Raw genomic sequence first — 19765 nt, forward strand, 5'->3', positions numbered from 1 at the left:
CAGGTTCAGGGGTTGAACGTCTGGCTCTCCAAAAGGCCGAAGGCGGTCTCGGCGCGGGTGACCGCCGTGGGATAGATGTCGTCGGCGCTGTGGCCGGAACGTATCGCCGAGGCGTTGTGGTGCGTGAGGATTCGTTGCGTGCTGAAGACCTGGCCCGCTACCAGGTGGGCGGTGAATTCGTCGCCCGGCCGGCCGGATGCGAGCAGTTCGTCGGCGAGGTCTTGTTCTTGGACGAGCATGAAACCGGCTAGGTGGGCCATCAGGGCGGGCGTGGAATACAGCAGGTGGTGGAAGGTGATCGCCGCCGGGGTGTCGTTGAGTCCGGTGAGCGGATCACGCTCGGCGAGCCGGTCGAGGAAGTACTGGCGTAGCGCGCTCAATGCCGATGTGCCGGAGGGGCGTTCGCGCACGACGAGCGCGGAACCCCTGCCGCCGTTGATGAATCGGCGCAGGACGAGATCTTCCTTGGTGGGGAAGTAGGCGAACAGGGTTGGCTTGGACACCTCGGCGGCGGCGGCGATGTCGGCGACCGAGACGCCGTCGAACCCGGATTCTTGGAACAGGGTGAAGGCGGCTTCGACGATCGCCTCACGAGTGCGGCGCTTCTTGCGCTCGCGTAGCCCGGGTTCCTCCATGGATCCAGGGTAGTCAAAACTTATTTGGTATACAAATTAACTTGATCATATACTTGACCGAGTTAACTTATTTTGCGCTGCGAGGTGGGGAGTTGTCGCGATCATGCACAATGCTGAGTACGGCCAGGTCGAGCCCGAGATTCGCGTCGAACGCGACTATCTGAGTACCTGCCGCGCGGCGCTTGCCCGCATGCGCGAAGAGGCCGTCACCGCGCTCGCCACCGGTAGGGGGTCGGGCGATGTCTTCGACAAGATGCAGAACTTCGCGGCGCGCCAGTTCCATCAGAAGCAGATCAAGGAACTGTCCGATCTCGACGATGTGCCGTTGTTCTTCGGCCGCCTGGACTTCCCGCTGGGTGACGTCTACGACGAAATCCGAAGTGTTGGTTCACCTTCGGCGGCACCGGACAGTGATCGCGTCTACATCGGCCGCCGCGGCGTGAGCGACGAGGCGGGCGAGCTCATGGTCATCGATTGGCGTGCTCCGCTCTCGCGCGCCTTCTACGAAGCCAGTCACCAGGACCCGATGAAGGTTCGAATTCGCCGCCGGTTCGGCTTCGATCACCACGGCGAGTTGACCGCCTTCGAAGACGAATCGCTGGACGCACGGTTCGCGCACTCCGGCGGAAGCGATCTGCTGGCCGCGGAAATCGAACGGCCACGCAAGGGGCCGATGCGCGACATCGTGGCCACGATCCAACCCGAACAGATGAGCCTGGTGCGTTCTCCGCTGGAACGCACGCTGTGTATTCAGGGCGCGCCCGGCACCGGAAAAACCGCCGTCGGCCTGCACCGGCTGGCGTATCTGCTGTTCACCGAGCGGGAGCGGCTACAACGGGAGGGTGGGGTCGCCGTCATCGGGCCGAACCGGGCCTTCCTCGCGTATGTCCGCAACGTCCTGCCCGCCCTCGGCGAGGTCGAGGTCTTACAAACCACCATCGATGAGCTCACCAACTCCGGCATCACCGTCGCGCGAGCCGACGATCCGCACATCGAGCGCATCAAAGGCGACGCCCGGATGGCCGAAGTCATTCGGCGCCACCTGTGGTCGCGCGTCCGGCCGCTCGACGAGTCGGTGCAGGTCAAGTATCTACAGCGCACCTGGCACCTGTATTCCGACGAGATCGCCGAGGAACTCGACGAGGTCTGTAACCGCGGCACCGATTACCGCAGCGGCATCGAACTGCTCGCCCAGCGCTTGGCGCTGCTTGTCCTGCGCCAGATGGAACGGGCCGGGCACCCGAGCACCACGAGCACACTTGCTCAGCTCTGTCGCACCAAGGCGATTGTCCGTGCCGTCCAGCAGATGTGGCCCGAAACCGATTCCACCCGAATGATTTTCGAACTTCTCACCGATACCGAGCAACTCGCCATCGCAGCCGACGGCATCCTCTCCGCCGACGAGCAGCACGCCATCCTGCGCACCCCGCGCCCGCGCAGCGTGAAATCCATGACCTGGACCGGCCCCGACCTGGCGCTGATCGACGAGGCCTCGGCCATGATCCGGCGCCCAGCGAAACTCGGCCACATCGTCGTAGACGAAGCCCAAGACCTCAGCCCCATGCAAATCCGGGCAATCGGCCGCCGCGTCGCAGGCGCCTGCACCGTCCTCGGTGATCTGGCCCAAGCCACCAGCCCCTCCGCCGCCACAGACTGGACCACCGTCCTCACCCACCTCGCAAAACCGAACGGCCACATCGAAGAACTGACCCGCGGCTATCGAGTCCCCGCCCAGGTCATCGACTACGCCGCTCGCCTACTCCCACACATCGCCCCTGAGCTACGCGGCCCGGCGTCATACCGCCAGTCCGCGGATGCCCTCCAAATCACCAGGGTCACACCGCAAGACATGACCGGCGCAATCCTCGCGGCATGCACCACCGCACTGACCGACGAAGGATCCGTTGGTCTCATCGCCGCCGACTGTGACATCGCAGACCTGCGGGAAGCTCTCTCCGCCAACGGGTTACAGCACACTGTCCTCGGTGCCACCGAAGCGGACATCGACTCCACCCGCCTGACCCTGATCCCGGTCACCATCGCCAAAGGCCTGGAATTCGACACGGTCCTGGTTGTCGAACCGTCCCGCATCGCCGAATCGGAAGAACGAGGCCTGCAACGGCTTTACGTCGCGCTGACCCGAGCTGTCAGCAACCTGCGCGTCATCCACGCCGACGCCCTACCGGAACCCCTAACTCGAGAACCCGCGATGAGCGTCTGAGACCGCGGACCGCGGCACCTGCGGTTCGAGCCGAGCTCCATGCCGGTCGGCCGCCGACCAGCCTGGTGATTCGCACCGCGACTCTCGCGCTGTGGTCGGCTATCGACGAGGTTGTCGGTGCTCGGTGCAAGACTCCGGGGCATGAGATGGGCGGTGGCCGAGACGGAGGGTGGGGGTGCTTGTCTGTGTCCGCTTGATCAGGACGGTCGGCCGGCGGGGCCGGTGGTCCGCGAGGCCTCGCTCGCCGAGGCGGTGCGGTCGCGACCGGAGGTCGAGCGGTGGGTGTGGCGGTCGACGGCGGAGATCTACCGATCGCTGCTGGCGGCCGGGGTGCGGGTCGAGCGGTGCTATGACGTGCAGGCGGCGGAGGCGCTGCTGATCGGGCACGAGGAGGGGCAGTCGGGGCAGGCCCGCTCGCTGGCGGCGGCCTGGGCACGACTGCACAATCTGCCTGTCCCGCCGGATGCGCCTGCCCGGGCCGCCGAGACCCAGCCGTCGCTGTTCGAGTCCGGACCGGTGCCGCTGCCGCCGGGCACGGACGAATTCACGGCCCTGCTGGAGGTTTACGCGGGACAGGTTGCCCGCACTGCGAAGGCTGAACATCCGGACCGCATGCGGCTGCTTGTCGCCGCCGAATCGGCGGGCATGCTGGTGGCCACGGAGATGTCCAGAGCCGGAATCCCTTGGCGCGCGGACGTACACCGCGAATTGCTGGACAAGCTGCTCGGTGAGCGGTTCCCGAGCGGCCTGGAACCGCGCAAGATGGCGGACCTGGCCGACCAGGTATCGCGCGCGTTCGGCGGCGTGCGCGTCCGGCCGGACCTGCCCAACGAGATCATCAAAACCTTCGCCCGCGCCGGAATCTTGTTGTCCTCCACCAGGAAATGGGAACTGCAGCAGATCGATCACCCTGCGGTCGCGCCCCTGCTGGAATACAAATCGCTCTACCGCCTGCACACCGCCAACGGTTGGGCCTGGCTCGAACAATGGGTGCACGACGGCCGTTTCCGTCCCGAATATTTGCCAGGCGGAACGGTTTCCGGCCGCTGGACCACCAACGGCGGTGGCGCCCTGCAGATCCCGAAGGTGGTCCGGCAGGCGATCCGCGCAGACCCCGGCTGGTCCCTGGTGGTCGCCGACGCCGACCAGATGGAGCCGCGAATACTCGCCGCGGTCTCCCGCGACCCAGGACTGATGGAGGTGGCGGGCCGCGGCGAAGACCTCTACGCGGATCTGGCCGCCCGCGCCTTCGGCGGCGACCGCGCCCAAGCCAAACTCGCTCTGCTGGGCGCTATTTACGGCCAAACCTCCGGCGATGCCCTTGCCCACATGGCTGAACTCCGCCGCCGCTATCCCACTGCGATGGCCTATGTCGACGAAGCGGCGCGTGCCGGCGAACAGGGCCGTCTGGTGCGCACCTGGCTGGGCCGCACCTGCCCACCGGCCTCCGTCACCTCGCCCGAGCAGGCGGAACTGTCGCAGGAGCAGGTCAACGGGTACGGCAGCTCCGCCGCGGCTCGCGCCCGCGGCCGCTTCACCCGCAACTTCGTGATCCAGGGCAGTGCCGCCGATTGGGCCCTGCTGGTCCTGGCGGGCCTGCGTCACGCGATGAGCCACGCCGGCCTCCGCGCCGAACTGGCCTTTTTCCAACACGACGAGGTGATCGTGCACTGCCCTGCCGAGGAGGCCGCGACCGTCGCCGAAATGATCACCACAGCCGCAGACGCCGCAGGCCGCATCACCTTTGGTCCCATACCGGTCCGATTCCCGTTCACGACCGCCATCGTCGAGTGCTACTTCGACGCGAAGTAGGTCTAGGCCTGGACGCCCGCGCTGATCGATGCCGTGGCGGAGGTGATGTAGGGATCGCTCCGCTCCGCTTCGCGGTTTCCGTTGGCGGCCTGGAGGATTCGTATGAGGACGATGCCGGCCAACGGATAACGCCTCAGGTTCGGGCCATGTTCACCCGGCATCCGGGTCTGCTGGACTCCTACGTCGACGCGGTCGAATTCGCCGTGAACGACCTCTGCGACTCCGCACAGATCGACGTACTGACCCGCATCGGACAGGTGCTCAAGGCTTCGCCCGAGCCGGGTGGAGATGATCGATTTGGCTAGGTTGGACCGTCTATCTCAGACCAGTGCCGCGCGGCCCTGTGCGTAGGCGATGAGGTTCGCCGCGTCGATCGGCGCGTCCTGACCAGGGAGATATGCGTGTAACCGGCGGACGGCCTCGTCCAGTTCCGGTCCTGGTCCGCGGTCGGCGAGCAGGACGACGATCGCCTCCCAGGTCGCGTACTGCGGGTTCGGGTCGGCCAGTAGTTCGTCGAGGTATCGGTCGGGTTCCAGCAGTCGAAGGGCGCGGCGCGCGTAGGCGTGCACGCGCTTGGGTAGCTCGGCGCGGATGGTGTCGATATCGGTCTGTAGCGCGTGTCGTCCAGGTTGGGACGGATCGACTCCCAGCGACCACAATTCCGTCAAGTTGTCCGGCATGCCCTGATCGTTGATCAGGCCGGGGCCGCTCGCCTGCTCGATCGGCACCGGCGGGCGTCCGAGCTGGGCGTTGCGCCAGTTGTGGAACTCCCACCATGCGGTCGGTGTCGCGCTCAGACACAGGCCGAATCTGAGCACCTGCTGCCCGTCGGTCCAGGTCCGCAGCGTTCGGGTGCGCCCGACGGACGCCACGCCATCGGGCATGACGCGCACCCAGGTGTCCTCCGAGCCGTCGAAGCCATACGGCTGCAGCAGCTTGCCTGCCTCGCGCATCAGTCGGCGCAGTGCCGAGTCCGTTCCGACCATGTCAGCAGGTTAACGCCACCTACCGACATAATCGGATCAGCATGCATCGCACCGTGTTTCGCCCGGTTCGGAGGATGCTTGTTCGGCTTACTTCGATTCGACCCGGCCGAGCGGGTCCGGGCCGCCGGTCAGCGCGGCACACGCCTCCTGCCACGCGGTATCGCCCGGGTAGAACTCGGCGCGGAGGTAGGCCGAGGTGAGTCGCTGGACCGCGGCCACTCGCTCGGGATTCTCGTCGGTGGTTTCGGCGACGTCGTATCCGGAGATCCCGCCGAGCCCGTGCTCCGCGTCGAACAGGGTGAGCAGGGACTTGGGGCCGGGGGCGAGGAAGTACGGATCGGTGTGCCAGTCCGGGCCCGCGACCGTCAGGTGCGCCGAGGCGTCCTTCTCGCCGGCGACCACCAGCGCGGGCGTCGTCATCTCGGCGAAGTCCGGGGTCGAGAGGAAGGGATAGTTCTGTGCCACGAACTCGGTGAGCGCGTCGCCTCCTCGACCGGGCGCGGCAAGCAGCACGCCCGCCGTGATCCGCGGCTCGACCAGGTTCACCTCCGTTCCGTCCGCCGGATCGGTGAGCCGCGCGCCGAGCAGCAGGCTCGCGGTGTGCCCGCCCATCGAGTGCCCGGCCACGGCCACCTTGCCGCGGTCCAGACGTCCGCGGAGTTGCGGGACGGCGGCCTCGAGCGCATCGAGCTGATCGAGGATGTTGTGCATGTCCTCGGCGCGTGATCGCCAATACAGCGGTGCCCCAGGGGTATTGGGATCCAACCTCAGCGTCGTCGAGCTCAGGTGGGTCGGCTGGATCACGACGAAACCGTGCGCCGCCCAGAAGTTGACGAGGGGCGCGTAGCCGTTCAGTGAGGACAGGTTGTTCGAGGGGCCCTGACCGTGCGAGAGCAGGATGATCGGCAAGTCGCTGCCGGTCACGGGCGCGGAGACGCGCACCTGCAGGTCGACGGCGCGTCCGGGAGCAGGCAGGACCACCGGGCTGACCGAGAGGGCCGGGGTCGGGGAGCCGAAAGTGTCGGCGGGGTAAGTGGATTCGCTCATGATGCTGTCCCTTCGAGGGCCTCTGCCGAGGCGTTCACAAGCGTCCGCGCGGGTTACGATGAAGCGGAGCGCTGCTCCAATTAATATACGGAGCACTGTTCCGTTTTGTCAACGTCGGCTGGCAGCGCGAGACCGAGCGATGATTCCGGGTCGGTCGCGGCGTCGAAGGCCGAAGCCGTCTTCGAGGCCGGCTTCTTCGGCCCGGACACTCCGGCCCGCACCGACCGACGCGGCAGGACGACCTTCGAGTGGATTCCCGCGGCGTGAGCCGCACCTACCGAATGAGCTCGGACCGGAGCACCTTACGCATGTGGCGCATGGAACCTGGCTTCTCCCAACGGTATTCCGGCACCTTCAGCGCCGGACGGCAATCAGATCATCGGCGCGTGGGAGAAATCCACCGACGGTACCGCCTGGGAACACGACTTCAACCTCACCTACTTCCGCATCACGCCCTAGTCAGGGAGTGGGATGAGGGTTGCGGGGATGGGAGTGCCGGTGATGCCGACGGGGTGGCTCAGCAGGCGGCCTGCCGTGGTGATCAGCAGGGTGCTTCCGTCGAACGCGACTGAGGAGACGAAGCCGTCGGGGAGGTCGATCTTCGTATCGAGTCGCCCATCCGGGGTGAATCTCGCTACGGCACTTCCGGTGCCGAGTGCGACCCACACACCACCTTCGGCATCGACGGCGAGGCCATCGCACTCGCCGGACGGTGCCGTCGCGAAGACATGACTTTCGCCGTTGTCTATCAACAGGATTCGGCTCTCGGCATATTCGGAGACATAGAGCGCTTGCCCGTCCGGTGTGAAGCCGAGTCCGTTGGGCCAGCGAATGTTCTCGGCAGCGATCGAGACATCGCCTGCCGGACCGATTTTGATGACTTCGCTCGGCCCAGCGGGCTCGCCTCGCTGTGGCTGGTGCCGCAGAACTCCGGCATACAGCGCGCCGTCGGCTCCGACGGTGAGATCGTTGAAACCCGTTGCGCCATCCAAGGTAAGGATCTGTCGCGTCACCGAGTCAGTACCGATGTAGGACATATCCCGCCCAGTCATCACCACACCACCATTGGCATGCCACACCAGGCCGCCGATTCCTCGCCGTGCCGCGAGTACGGTCTCCGTACCCTGCTCGTGGTAGCGATAGACCCCGCCGCCGGTGACATTGGAGAACAGCACACTGCCATCTGTCCCCACCAGCGGCGCCTCGAGCAGCCCGGTCGTCGTATACAGCGATGTCGGCATATCGTCTCCGATCGGTCCGCGAGCCTGCTCCACCAATCGCACACTCTCGCATAACACACGCGCCGAAACCCCACCCCCTCTGCATAACCCCCACACCCAGTACACAGGGTGCGCGGCTCACATAGCCGGTGCCCGGCCGCCAACTCGCCACGCCGACGGCAGAATCTGCACCTTCACTCGGAATCTGCACTCGAAATAGGGCCCTATAGCCAGTGCGGGGCCCGAGAGAGAGTGCGGGGCCCGAGAGAGGGGGCGGTCGCGAGGCACCTTGGCGGGGGAGGTCAGGCTATGGCGGGTATCCGCATCGGCGCGGTGACGCGCCAGGTGGCGGGCACGTCGCGCATGAGCAGTGTGCAGTCGAGAGTTGCGCTGCCACTGGGGAATCGGGTCTGGTTCTCGAAGTAGGTGGACCGGACGGCGGTGGCATGTGCTGGGCGCACTTGCCATTGGGCCGTGTTCAGTTCGAGGCCGTCGAGGCGGTGGCCGTCGCGGCTGGCGGAGAAGCCGACGGAACCCTGGCGGAAGAACTCTGAGGCCGTGGCCAGGTCGGGGAACAGTTCGCTGCCGTCGAGCTCATCGACGGTGTGTACATCCACACTGACCTGGGTTGTGTTGTCCTGGCTGGTGAATGCGACGTGCAGGTCGTGCTGGCTTTCCTTGACGTCGAACCGAGCCAAGCTGTGCACGCCGGGGAACACGCGCCCGCCGAGCAGCACATTCAGCGATGATCCGCTGTCCCGCTGCGGAATGTAGACACCACTCTCGACTCCGTCCGGACCATCCCATTCGACCGCGATCCGATGCGCCGCGTTCTCGCTGCGCACACCGATCGAGCCGGGCAGCCCGACCGGGCGGACCTGACCGAGCCGAACCAGGCAGATCCCGGCAACCGCCCAGTCGCCGACCAACTGCGGTCGCAGCGGCGCCGGTAACAGGCCTGCCACAACCTCGGGCGCCACTCGGTAATTGACCAAAAGTCGTCTCTCGATAACGCTCGAAATTTGCGGCATCATGTCGCGAATCCTCCCTCCGGAGTCGGCCGCACCGTTGCGCTGGATGCCGATTCCCTCTGAACTCGACCGTAATACGCATCGCTCGGCGAAGCACCGAGAGCTTCGTCGCAGACGACAACGGCGGGCCCGGCCCGAAGGCCGAACCCGCCGTTGCCGGCGAACTCACACGATCATCAGGGCAGTCGCGCCTCGATCGCCTCGATGATCCGCGGCCGCAGCTCGGCGGCGCTGATCACCGCGTCGACCGAACCGACCTCGACCGCACGGTGGATGTTGTGCACCTTGTCGAATTCCGCGGCGACCTCGCTGAGCTTCTCCGTGCGAACCGACGACCGAGTCTCGTCGAGCTCGGCGGTCAGCGTCGCCCGGTCGGTGCCGGACGCGTTCGCGGCGCGCGCCGCCAGGTCCCGCACCCGCGCATCGGCCGCGGTGCGCCGGTTGACGTCGCCCGCGAACACCACCGCGGCGGCCGGTGCGCCACCGAGCACCGAGGCGAACGAACCCTCCAGCGCCAGCACGGTCATATTCGGGTTCAGCTGCTTCGAGAACACCACGAACGCGCCACCGTGGTACCGCGAGATCACGCAGAACACAATGGGCCCTTGGAAGTTCACGATGGCACGGCCGATCTCGGCGCCGTACTCCAGCTGCAGCTTCTTCATCGATTCCGGTGAACCGTCGAAGCCGGACAGGTTGGCGAGCACGACCAGCGGACGATTGCCGCTGGCCCCGTTGATCGCCCGCGCGGCCTTCTTCGACGACTGCGGGAACAGCGTGCCCGCCGTGTAGGTGTCCGGCCCGTCGGTGGACGGGAACCCGCGCCGCGGCACGCCCCGCGACTCGATGCCGAGCAGGCACACCGGGATACCGCCGAGGTGCGCATCCTGCACCACGGCCGTCTCGGCGTCGGCCATGCCGGCCCAGCGCTCCAGCACCGGGTGGTCCTGGTCGGAGACGGCCCGCATGACGGACCGAATGTCGAAGGGCTTCTTGCGATCCGGGTTCGCGGCGGCCGAGAAGATCTCGCCGACGGTCCGGAAGTCGCTGTCCGCCAACGCATGCGGGAAGTCGGAGACGTCGCGATCGATGGGATCGCTCGACTGCGACCGGCGCGGCCCCTGCTCGCCGGGTGCGATGTAGGTGTGGTCGTAGTGCGACATCAGCACGTCGCGCGCCGCGGCCAGATCCGGCGCCCAGTACTGCGCCTGGCCGTTCGGACCCATCACCCGGTCGTAGCCGCCGATACCGAAGTTGTCCTCGGCCGAGACACCACCGGAGAAGTCCAGCGCCTGCTTGCCGGTGAGCACCATCGCGGAGTCCGGCGTCATCACCAGGATGCCCTTGGTGTGCATGAGCATCGTCGCTTCGGCGTTCCAGTACGGCTGCGCGCCGACGTTGATGCCCGCGACCACGATGTTGATTTCGCTGCCGTCCTGGGTGAATTCGACGATCCGCTTGAGCGCGGCCGCCACCCAGTCCATGTTCTCGGTGCCGGACTCCATGGAGATCCGGGCGCCGGAGGACAGCGCGTACCACTCCAGCGGCACCCGCATCTGCTCCGCGAGATCCAATGCCGCGATGATCCGGCGGCATTCCGGTTCCGACAGCGCGCCAAGCGATTTCGTCGGATCGCCGAGCAGCACCACCCGGGTGACACCCTCGGGATACTGCGTGGTCGGCGTGCTGACCACACCGGCCACGATCGCCGCGGTGTTGCGTCCCTTGGGCCGATCGACCGGCACCAGCGCGTGGTTCGCGTCGAGGTCGTATTCGGCGAATTCGCCGAGCTGACCGGTCAACTCGTACGGGTACACGGTGCCGCGGCTGCTGGCGCGCAGCACCTTCTGCCGGTACTCGTCGAGCGGCTCGACCACCTCGTCGGAGCGTTCGCCGACGGTCACCTCGGTGGCGTCGAAGCCGATCCGCAGGGCGACCTTGGTGAGCTCGCCCGTCTTGGGATCGCGCTGGCGGGCGATGAGCAGGATCTCCTCCAGCCCGGCGCCCGCTGTCGTCGGACGCACATGCCGGACAACGGTTTCCAGCTCGGCCGGGGTGACGTCGATCGGCGGCCAGATGTACATCACGATGCGGTTGGTGTTGAACCGATTGGCCGACGGCCGCAGCGACTGGGCCCGGCGGATCGAGTCGAGGCAGGTCGCGATGGCGATCTCGGCGGTCGGCAGCGCGAGCAGCCTGCCGTCCTGCTCACGCAGCGCGGCCAGGTCGCGGACCTGCGCGAACGCGATAAGACGTTCGTCCGCGGGGTTCTCCTTGGCGACGCAGCGGAACAGGTACACCTCTTCGTCGTCGGAGGACGGCAGCCGGGTGAGGTCGAACTTGCGCAGCCGCTGCATCTGCATCCGCTGAGCGATGTACGGGTGCAGGCCGCGGATGAGTCGCTCCTCGACCATGCCGGTGGCCGACGGACGGAAGGTGAAGTGGTGGTGCATCACCGCGCCGCCGCTACCGGCGACCGCGACGGTGATCCGGTGCACCTGGCTCGGCAACGTGTACGCACCGAGGACCTCGTGCAGCTTCGCCGCCATCGCGTCGAAGTCCGCAGGCTGGTTTTCCCAGCTGAGGTAGATGTCGGCGTCGATGGACGCGGCACCGCTGGCGAGTTCCTTCAGCCCGCGCAACGCGGTGTCGAGCGCGTCGAAGCGCACCGCCGCGGACACCAGGCTCAGACCACGCCGCTCGGCGATCACGAAGGTACAGCCGCCGACCTCGTGGGTCCGCACACCGGCCAGGCCCTTGTTGCCGTAGTACCGACGGGTCAGCACCTCCAGCATCACCGTGTTGTCTTGATTGCCGCGCACCAACCGCTGACCGAGCAGCCGCACCAGCGGCTCGGTGCTGCGCACCATGTCGGAAATGCGCTCGGCGCGATCGGCCGACTCCGGCTGAGCGTCCAAGTGGCGCAGGTGCTTACGGATGTTCGTGTACACCCGGGCACGGTTGCGCCGCAGCAGCGGCTGGCCGTACCAGGCGTACACCAGGCCGCGCGCGAGGTCGGCGATCACGGGGACGCGAATCTGCGTCGCCGCCACCAGCCGCTCCAACGCGAGGCCGACCGGCTCGCGCAACGCGCGATCCGGCATCGGCTCCTGCAGCCACTCACGCAGCAGCGTGGTGATGACAGTGACGGTGTCGGACGGACGCTGCTGCGCGAGGAAGATACGGAAGACCGCCGCTTCGAGCTCGGGCGAACGTTCCAGCTCGGTGACGCCGTAGTGCGCGAGCGCGTTGGCGAGCTTGGCCTGGAACGACTCCGGCAGCCCGGCCCGCTCGACGTCGAGGCTCTGCAGGTAGGTGTGGAAGTACTCACGCGCGCTGTGCACGTGACTCTGGCTGCCGTCCTCGTCCGACGAGCGGTTCTGGCTCAGCTCGGCCAGGTCGGCGAACACCTGCATGAGTTCGAGTTCCTCGGCGAGCGGCCTGCGACCGTCCGCGAGGGCGGCCCGACGCGCGGTGAGGTAGTCGCTGAGCACACGGCTGTCGTCGTGCGGGTCGACGTCGTAACCGAGCAGCAGGCTGCGCAGGTCTTCCTGACCGCGGGTGGTGCGTTCGTGCGGTTGCACCTGCGCGGGACCGACGGGCAGGTCCAGCTCGACGGTCCCGACCGCCTCGGCCTCTGCCTCGTCCGCATCGCCGAGCGGCTCGAGCCACAGCAGCGGTGCACCGGTCTCCACCTGGGTGCCGACCGAGACGGCGCATTCCTTGACCCGGGCCTTGAACGGCGCACGCAGCACCGTTTCCATCTTCATGCTCTCCAGCACGAGGACCGGCGCGCCTGCCTCGACCTCGGCACCGACCTCGAGCGGCGTCGCGACAACGAGCGCGGGCGCGGGGGAGCGGACGACGCCACCCTCGTCGCGGCTGATCCGATGGGTCACGCCGTCGACATCGACGAGGTGCACCGGTCCGTGCGTGCCGGTGGTCAGGCGGTAGCGGGTGCCGTTGACCATGATCTGACCGGTGTGCCGGTCGAAACGCTCCAAATCGACGTCGGCAGTACGGATGTCGCCGCTCGCCTCGACGCCGATGCGGAACCGGTGCGCGCCGATCCGCGCGACGCGCACGCGGTAGCTCGCGCCGCGCAGCTTCAGATCGAGCGGTCGGCCACTCTCGTGCTGCACCTGCGGTCGCCCGCCGGAAGCGGTGGACAGCAGCCGATGCTGTTCGGCCCGCTCGTCCTCTTCATAGGCGTCGATGGCGGCCGCGGCCAGCGCGATGGCGGAGTGCCGATGCGAGACGAGCCTGCCTTCGCCGCGGACGCGGTCGATCCAGCCGGTGTCGGCGCTGCCGTCGATCACCTCGGGCTGGTTGAGCAGGTCGAGCACGAAGCTCTTGTTGGTCGCACCGCCCTCGATGATCACCCTGGTCTGCGCGACGGCCCGGCGCAGCCGGCCGAGCGCCTGCTCGCGGTCGCTGCCGTAGGCGATGATCTTGGCGATCATCGAGTCGAAGTCGGCCGGGATGGTGTCGCCCTCGCTGACGCCGGTGTCGACCCGGATGCCAGGGCCCGCAGGCAGATTCAGCCGCGCGATGCGGCCGGGGGCGGGCGCGAAGTCGCGGTCCGGGTCCTCGGCGTTGAGGCGGGCCTCGATGGCGTGCCCGCGCTCGATGGGCATCTCGCCCTCGAGCCGGCCGCCGGAAGCCACGTGCAGCTGCGCCCGGACGAGGTCGAAACCGGTGGTGTACTCGGTGATCGGGTGCTCGACCTGCAGGCGGGTGTTCACCTCGAGGAACGCGAACAGCTGGTCGCCGGGGTGGTAGAGGAACTCGACGGTCGCCGCGCCGCGGTAATCGACCGCGATGGCCAGCCGCTCGGCCGAGGCCTTGAGCTCGGCCGCCTGCTCGGCGCTCAGCACCGGTGACGCCGACTCCTCGATGACCTTCTGGTTGCGCCGCTGCACCGAGCAGTCGCGCACGCCGAGCGCCCACGCGGTGCCCTGGCCGTCCGCGATCACCTGGACCTCGACGTGCCGGGCGCCGGTGACCAGTCGTTCCAGGAACACCACGCCGCTGCCGAACGCGCGCGCGGCTTCCTGCCGGGTGCGTTCGTAGGCGTCGACGAGGTCTTCGTCGTTGGTGACCACGCGGATACCGCGCCCGCCGCCGCCGGCGGTCGCCTTGAGCATCAGCGGGTAGCCGATCTCGGCGGCGGCGGTCATGGCGGCTTCCACGGTCTCCACCGCGCCGCGGCTCCACGGCGCGACCGGCACGCCGACTTCCTCGGCGATCAGCTTGGCGCCGATCTTGTCGCCGAGCTTGCGCATGGCATCCGGGCTGGGGCCGATGAAGGTGACGCCGATCTGTTCACACAGTTCCGCGAACGCCGGGTCTTCCGCGACGAAACCCCAGCCGACCCAGGCCCCGTCGGCGCCGGTCGCGACCAGCGCCTGTTCGAGTGCCTTCAGGTCGAGGTACGGACGCGCGGACGCGGGCCCGAGGTCATAGGCGATATCGGCCTCGCGAACGAACGTCGCGTTCCGGTCGACGTCGGTGTACAGGGCGACGGTTTCGATCGGACGCGCGGTTGCCGCGGCCAAATCTCGGACGGCGTGGATGAGGCGCATTGCGGCCTCTCCCCGGTTCACGATGGCGATGCGGCTGAACACTCGCCGACTCCTTCCTCTCCAGAGCTGGCCCGAGCAACGGGCGAAAGGTTACAACTCACGGTCCCGCGTAGTGTGCACCTCTAATCCAAATATGTGCACAGCGAACGGGTGTTACCGGCCCGTAGCGTGTGAGAAGCCGGGGTCGGCGGGTCCGGGATGTGGTTCGCCCGACGGGTCGGCGTCCGGAATCGGGCCGGTCGCGTCGATGAATCACATTGGGTAGAAACAGTATCTGCCTTCGGTTGCGGATCCGCTGCCTCCGGGCGGAACCGGACAGAGGTCCGGCGCGCAGCCCGTCCGATTGGTGAGCGAAGTGGTTGTATTTCGGTTCGCCGGTGGCGTTAACTCGATAATCAGTCTGTTGAGCGGGGGTGTTGGTCGCCGTGTTGGTCGGTCGTGCGGTCGAGCGTGACCTGGTTGCGAAGTTCGTCCTCGGACAGGCCGGGGACCAGCCGGTATTGGTTCTCCGCGGGGAACCGGGCGTCGGGAAGACCGCGCTGCTGGAGATGGCCGCCGATATCGCCGCGGCCGAAGGTCTGCGGGTATTGCGGGCGGCGGCGCTCGAGTATGAGGCCGAGCTGAAGTTCGGTGCGCTCAATCAGCTGCTGCATCCGTTGATGAGTGACATCGATGAACTCGGCGTTGCGCATCGAGACGCGTTGCGCGTGATCATGGGGCTGGCATCGGGTCCGATGCCGTCGCAGCTGATCGCGGGCGCGGCGACGCTGGCACTGCTGCGGTCGTCGGCGGAGCGGGGCACCGCGCTGCTGCTGATCGTCGATGACGTGCAGTGGCTGGATCTGTCCAGCACGATGGCGCTGAGCTACGCGGCCCGGCGCTGGACCGGCGACATCCGGCTGCTCGTCGCGGTGCGCGCGGAATCCGACGACGGGTTCACCCGCAGCGGTTTCCGGGTGCACGACCTGGCGCCGCTGGACGACAGCGACTCCGACGAACTGTTGCGCGCGGCGTATCCGGCGCTGACCGCGCGGGTGCGCCGACGCCTCCGCGCGGACGCGCACGGCAATCCGCTGGCGCTGCTCGAATTGCCCGCCGCCTTCGAGAACGGCACGTCTCCCGCGAACCTGCCTGCGGTCTTGCCGCTGACCGATCGGCTGCAGCGCATGTTCGCCGATCGGCTCGCGGGGTTGCCCGCCGGGACGCGGCGGATGCTGTTGTTCGTCATCCTCGCCGGTGCCGAGAACAGCCTGACCCTGGACGACTGCGCGCCGACACCGGCGGGGATCGCCGATCTCCCGGCGGCCGAGCGCGCGGGGATCGTCCGGACGAACCCACGGACCGGCCGGGTCGAGTTCCGGCATCCGCTCATCCGCGCGGCGGTCATCGAGCAGTCGACGAGCGGGGAACGCCGCGAGGTCCATCGCATCCTCGCCGAGGCCTTCGCCAGGGACCCGCAGCGCCGGGCCTGGCATCTCGGGCAGGCCGCGGTCGGTCCGGACAGTGAGATCGCCGCCTCGCTGGAATCGTTGTCGCAGCAGATGATTCGGCACGGCGACAGCAGGCGGGCGACCGCCGCGATGCTGCGGGCCGCCGAGTTGAGCACCTCGGAGTCCGATCGGGCCCGGCGCACCGCCCGCGCGGCCTATCTCGGCGCGTCGATCACCGGCAACCTCGCCGACACTTCGCGGCTGCTGCTGGACGCGAACCGCACGGAGGTTCGCGAGACGCCGTCGCTGGAAGTGGCGGTCGCCGCGGCGGCCCAGCTACTCAACGACGAGGGCAACGCCGACACCGCAAGCCGGTTGCTGCTCGCCACCATTCGGGTGCACAAGAACGACATCGATTCCGGCTCGGACACCATGGTCGAGGCACTGCACACGCTGCTGTATGTCGGCTTCTACAGCGGACGGCCAGAACTGTGGGACGACATCGGCGAGGTGCTGGAGCTCGCCGAGCCGAAGCCGACGGACACGCTGTCGTTGCTGCACCACGTTTTCGTCAATCCGGTCGAGGCGATACCGGCCGCGTTGCGGCAGCTCACCGACGCGCTCGACGGACTGCGCTTCTCCGCAGATCCACTGCGGATCGTGCGTGTGGCAACGGCCGCCGCCTATGTCGATCGCGCCGGCCTGGCCCGCGAATCCTTGTGGCGGGTGATCACCGACGGTCGTAGTGGCGGCGCGGTCGCCAAAGCCATCGAAGCGTTGTTCCTGATCGCACAGGTCGACTTCTTCGAAGGCGACTGGGCCGAGCTGATCGACGTCACCGACGAGGGGCAGCAGCTGTGCGCCGAATTCGGCTACACACTGGTCGCCGGGCCGGGCAAATTCCTGCGCGCACTCGTCGACGCGGCCCGCGGAAGGACCGACGCCGCCGAGCTGGCCGCCGAGGAATTGCTGCTGTGGGCCGCACCGCGACACCTCGCCACCTATGCCGGGTACTCGTCGCATATTCGGTGCCTGTCCGCGCTGGGCCGGTCGAGTTTCGATGTGGCGTACCGGCATGCGGCGTCGGTCAGCCCGCCGGGGAGTTTTCCGCGCTACACACCGCACGCGCTCTGGTTGGTTCTCGATCTCACTGAAGCCGCAGCCCGCAGCGGCCGGTTAGTGGAGGCGCGCGCCCACGCCGAAGCCGCCGTCGCGGCCGGTTTGCCAGAGCTTTCCAGCAGGCTCCGGATGCTGACCAAAGCCGCACTCGCCGTGACCGATCCGCCCAACTGGCGCAGTTTGTTCGAGGAAGCGCTTGCCGGCCCGGACCATGATCGATGGGTATTCGATTGCGCCCGAATCGAACTGCTGTACGGCGAACGCCTGCGCCGCGAGCGCGAACCGGCCGCTGCCCGAACCCATTTGACCGCCGCGGCGCAAACCTTCGAACGGCTGCAAGCGATTCCGTGGCTGGAACGGACACGCGCGGAAATGCGTGCGGCGGGCGACTCCGCGCCCGCCGACGTTCGCGGCTCGGCGTTGACACCGCAGGAACTGGCGGTGGCCGAACTGGCGGCCTCCGGGCTGACGAACAAGGAGATCGCCGAGCGCCTGTTCCTGTCGGCGCGGACGGTGTCCACCCACCTGCATCGCGTCTTCCCGAAACTCGGCATCACCACCCGCAGCGCGCTGCGCGACGCGATGAGCAGGCAACCCGGCTGATATACGTCATTTGACGGATTCACCGCTCCGACCAGGAAACTAGATTCGGTTGTGCCGAACAGCAATTCACTGCATAGGAGACTCGGTATGAGCGCGCAGAGCAAGACAGTCGTCCTGGTTCACGGAGGTTTCGTGGACGGGGCCGGATGGCGAGGGGTCTATGACAACCTCACCCAAGACGGATTCACCGTGCGCGTCGTGCAGAACCCGACCAAGTCGCTGGCCGACGACGCCGCGACCACGCGCCAGATCCTCGACGAGATCGAGGGCGAGGTCGTCCTCGTCGGCCACTCCTACGGTGGCGCGGTCATCACCGAGGCGGGCACCCACGACAAGGTCGCCGCACTCGTCTACATCACCGCGTTCGCGCCCGACAAGGGCGAATCGGTGAACACCCTCCTCGGCACCTTCCCGCAGGACGGCCCGCAGCCCCCGATCCTGCCACCGCAGGACGGCTACCTGTTCCTGGACCGGGCGAAGTTCCATGAGTCGTTCGCCGGTGACCTGTCCGCGCAGGACGCGGCGTTCCTGGCCGACTCCCAGGTGCCGTGGGGTCTCGAGGCGCTGGGCGGCCCGATCAGCGAGGCGGCCTGGCGGTTGAAGCCGAGCTGGTACCTGCACGTCACCGAGGACAAGATGATCCCGCCTGCCGCGCAGGCGTCGATGGCCGAACGGATCGGCGCGACCGTCGTCGAGACGCCCGGCAGCCACGCGGTGTACGTGTCTCGCCCGGACGTGGTCGCGAACATCATCCGCAGCGCAGCGGCTTAACTGCGGCGTCCGCAGGTCCTCAGCTGGCAGGTACTTGTTGCTGGAACCAGGTGAGGATCTGCGGCAGTGCGGTTTTGGCCGTGGCGGTGTGGTCGATATCGCCGAGGTTCTGCAGGGTGGCGTTGTCGCTGTGCAGGGCTTGCAGGCAGTGTTCGGCGTTGGCGAAGGCCACGTTGCGGTCGCCGGTGGCGGCGTAGAGGTGGACCGGGATGCGCGGCGTCCAATCGCAGGTGCCGTCGCTGTCGGTCATTGCCTTCAGGGTGGCGCCGGTCGGGTTCTCGGCGAGGGCGATGAACTCCGGCGTAAGCAGTTGGTCAGGGGTGGCGGGCAGGGCGGCGCTGATCGCGGTCTCGTCGTGCTCGCCGTCGAAGAGCCCGTCGACCTTGTCGGCGTAGGGTTCTCGGAAGGCTTCGGCCGGGTTGTCGTAGAGGTGATAGATCCGGTTCATGCTGGTGACCCAGTACGCGAAGTAGAACACCGCCGACGCCGGTGCGACCCGGCCGTCGAGTCCGGCGGGCGTCTCGACGTGCTGCACGTCGTAGGGGCCGCTGATCGGTGCCAGTGCGGCGAGACCGAATCCGGGCACCGCACCCGCCTGGAGCGCCTTCCCGAATGCTGTTGCGGCGTGGCCGCCTTGCGAGAAGCCGGTGACGAGTACGTCGCGCTCGAACTCCCGATGCTGTTGGGCTGCTACGTCTTTGGCGGCAGCCACCAGGTCGGCCGACGCGCTGACCTCGGACGGGCCGTGGGTGTAGGGGTGGGTTCCCGGGCCGTCGCCGAGGCCGAGGTAGTCGGGCGCGATCGCGGCATAGCCGACGGCCGCGAACATGAGTGCGCGGGCCTGGTCGGGGCGGGTCGTGCTGTTGCGCGACGGTGCGTCAGTCTTGAGTACGAGGGTGCCGTGCTCGAAGGTGACCAGGCGTAGCCGCGGCGATTCGGTGCGCGGCAGGATGACCAGCCCGCTTGCGGTGGTCGGCGCACCCGTCGGAGTGACGGTGCGGTAGTCGACGCGATACGCGTCCACTCCGTTGTGCACCGGGGTATCGAACTTGCCCGAGGCGAAGTACTTCGCCAAGTCCTCGGCCGACAGCTGCGCGACCGGAGTCGTGCTCACCACCGTGCCGCGGTCCGTTGCGGGCGGGGTGTCGGCCGTGACGACGCAAGCCCCCAGAAATCCTGCCCGTCACGCTATCGCCCACTGCCACTGTTAAATTGGCCTTTGTCTGTTTCGGACTTCGGAAATGGTCGATTCGATTCACGATCCGATAAGCCGTCGACAGCAGCAACTTTCGCCGGGTTCAACTG

The 19765-nt window shown here is 67.6% G+C and carries 13 protein-coding genes; 6 read left to right on the forward strand and 7 right to left on the reverse strand.

What is annotated here, in order from left to right; all coding sequences use genetic code 11:
* Positions 1-5 precede the first annotated feature (5 nt).
* On the reverse strand, positions 6-635 hold the full coding sequence (locus ACFWF1_RS29190) for a TetR/AcrR family transcriptional regulator (protein ID WP_379288287.1): 630 nt from the start codon (positions 633-635) through the stop codon (positions 6-8).
* 103 nt (positions 636-738) lie between these two features.
* On the opposite strand from ACFWF1_RS29190, the gene ACFWF1_RS29195 reads away from it, so the two are divergent.
* The 3 genes from ACFWF1_RS29195 (at position 739) to ACFWF1_RS29205 (ending at position 4973) form a co-directional block, all read left to right on the forward strand.
* On the forward strand, positions 739-2856 hold the full coding sequence (locus tag ACFWF1_RS29195) for a HelD family protein (protein WP_379288285.1): 2118 nt from the start codon (positions 739-741) through the stop codon (positions 2854-2856).
* A gap of 141 nt (positions 2857-2997) precedes the next feature.
* Complete coding sequence (locus ACFWF1_RS29200; RefSeq protein WP_379288283.1) at positions 2998-4668, forward strand: bifunctional 3'-5' exonuclease/DNA polymerase; 1671 nt, start codon at positions 2998-3000, stop codon at positions 4666-4668.
* Between the two features lie 146 nt (positions 4669-4814).
* Entirely contained in the window at positions 4815-4973 is a 159-nt protein-coding gene (locus ACFWF1_RS29205; RefSeq protein WP_379288281.1) for a hypothetical protein, read from the forward strand.
* 15 nt (positions 4974-4988) lie between these two features.
* Here the strand turns inward: ACFWF1_RS29205 and ACFWF1_RS29210 are convergent, their stop codons facing one another.
* Entirely contained in the window at positions 4989-5654 is a 666-nt protein-coding gene (locus ACFWF1_RS29210) for a hypothetical protein (protein ID WP_379288280.1), read from the reverse strand.
* 87 nt (positions 5655-5741) lie between these two features.
* Complete coding sequence (locus tag ACFWF1_RS29215) at positions 5742-6701, reverse strand: alpha/beta hydrolase family protein (RefSeq protein ID WP_379288279.1); 960 nt, start codon at positions 6699-6701, stop codon at positions 5742-5744.
* A gap of 105 nt (positions 6702-6806) precedes the next feature.
* On the opposite strand from ACFWF1_RS29215, the gene ACFWF1_RS29220 reads away from it, so the two are divergent.
* A complete protein-coding gene (locus ACFWF1_RS29220) occupies positions 6807-6968 on the forward strand; it encodes a hypothetical protein (RefSeq protein ID WP_379288278.1) in 162 nt (53 codons plus the stop codon).
* A gap of 188 nt (positions 6969-7156) precedes the next feature.
* Here ACFWF1_RS29220 and ACFWF1_RS29225 read toward each other — a convergent pair whose 3' ends face one another.
* From ACFWF1_RS29225 to ACFWF1_RS29235, 3 genes are all read right to left on the reverse strand, one after another.
* Positions 7157-7942: an SMP-30/gluconolactonase/LRE family protein gene (locus tag ACFWF1_RS29225; protein WP_379288277.1), complete on the reverse strand. Its 786-nt coding sequence runs from the start codon at positions 7940-7942 to the stop codon at positions 7157-7159.
* A gap of 281 nt (positions 7943-8223) precedes the next feature.
* Positions 8224-8955, reverse strand: coding sequence for a DUF2071 domain-containing protein (locus ACFWF1_RS29230; RefSeq protein ID WP_379322232.1), 732 nt, complete (start codon positions 8953-8955; stop codon positions 8224-8226).
* 173 nt (positions 8956-9128) lie between these two features.
* On the reverse strand, positions 9129-14579 hold the full coding sequence (locus ACFWF1_RS29235) for a carboxyl transferase domain-containing protein (protein WP_379288276.1): 5451 nt from the start codon (positions 14577-14579) through the stop codon (positions 9129-9131).
* 383 nt (positions 14580-14962) lie between these two features.
* On the opposite strand from ACFWF1_RS29235, the gene ACFWF1_RS29240 reads away from it, so the two are divergent.
* Complete coding sequence (locus ACFWF1_RS29240) at positions 14963-17689, forward strand: LuxR C-terminal-related transcriptional regulator (RefSeq protein WP_379288275.1); 2727 nt, start codon at positions 14963-14965, stop codon at positions 17687-17689.
* Positions 17690-17776: 87 nt separating this feature from the next.
* Positions 17777-18460: an alpha/beta fold hydrolase gene (locus tag ACFWF1_RS29245; protein ID WP_379288274.1), complete on the forward strand. Its 684-nt coding sequence runs from the start codon at positions 17777-17779 to the stop codon at positions 18458-18460.
* Positions 18461-18479: 19 nt separating this feature from the next.
* On the opposite strand, the gene ACFWF1_RS29250 is transcribed toward ACFWF1_RS29245, so the two are convergent.
* Positions 18480-19574, reverse strand: coding sequence for an alpha/beta hydrolase family protein (locus tag ACFWF1_RS29250; RefSeq protein WP_379288273.1), 1095 nt, complete (start codon positions 19572-19574; stop codon positions 18480-18482).
* Positions 19575-19765: the final 191 nt, after the last annotated feature.

Source organism: Nocardia sp. NPDC060255 (assembly GCF_042727395.1).
Taxonomy (GTDB): Bacteria; Actinomycetota; Actinomycetes; order Mycobacteriales; family Mycobacteriaceae; genus Nocardia.

What these genes read in the sequence shown, in the direction of transcription:
- ACFWF1_RS29190 (WP_379288287.1), bottom strand. Translation starts at nt 635, where the DNA reads ATGGAGGAACCCGGGCTACGCGAGCGCAAGAAGCGCCGCACTCGTGAG.
- ACFWF1_RS29195 (WP_379288285.1), top strand. Translation starts at nt 739, where the DNA reads ATGCACAATGCTGAGTACGGCCAGGTCGAGCCCGAGATTCGCGTCGAA.
- ACFWF1_RS29200 (WP_379288283.1), top strand. Translation starts at nt 2,998, where the DNA reads ATGAGATGGGCGGTGGCCGAGACGGAGGGTGGGGGTGCTTGTCTGTGT.
- ACFWF1_RS29205 (WP_379288281.1), top strand. Translation starts at nt 4,815, where the DNA reads ATGTTCACCCGGCATCCGGGTCTGCTGGACTCCTACGTCGACGCGGTC.
- ACFWF1_RS29210 (WP_379288280.1), bottom strand. Translation starts at nt 5,654, where the DNA reads ATGGTCGGAACGGACTCGGCACTGCGCCGACTGATGCGCGAGGCAGGC.
- ACFWF1_RS29215 (WP_379288279.1), bottom strand. Translation starts at nt 6,701, where the DNA reads ATGAGCGAATCCACTTACCCCGCCGACACTTTCGGCTCCCCGACCCCG.
- ACFWF1_RS29225 (WP_379288277.1), bottom strand. Translation starts at nt 7,942, where the DNA reads ATGCCGACATCGCTGTATACGACGACCGGGCTGCTCGAGGCGCCGCTG.
- ACFWF1_RS29230 (WP_379322232.1), bottom strand. Translation starts at nt 8,955, where the DNA reads ATGATGCCGCAAATTTCGAGCGTTATCGAGAGACGACTTTTGGTCAAT.
- ACFWF1_RS29245 (WP_379288274.1), top strand. Translation starts at nt 17,777, where the DNA reads ATGAGCGCGCAGAGCAAGACAGTCGTCCTGGTTCACGGAGGTTTCGTG.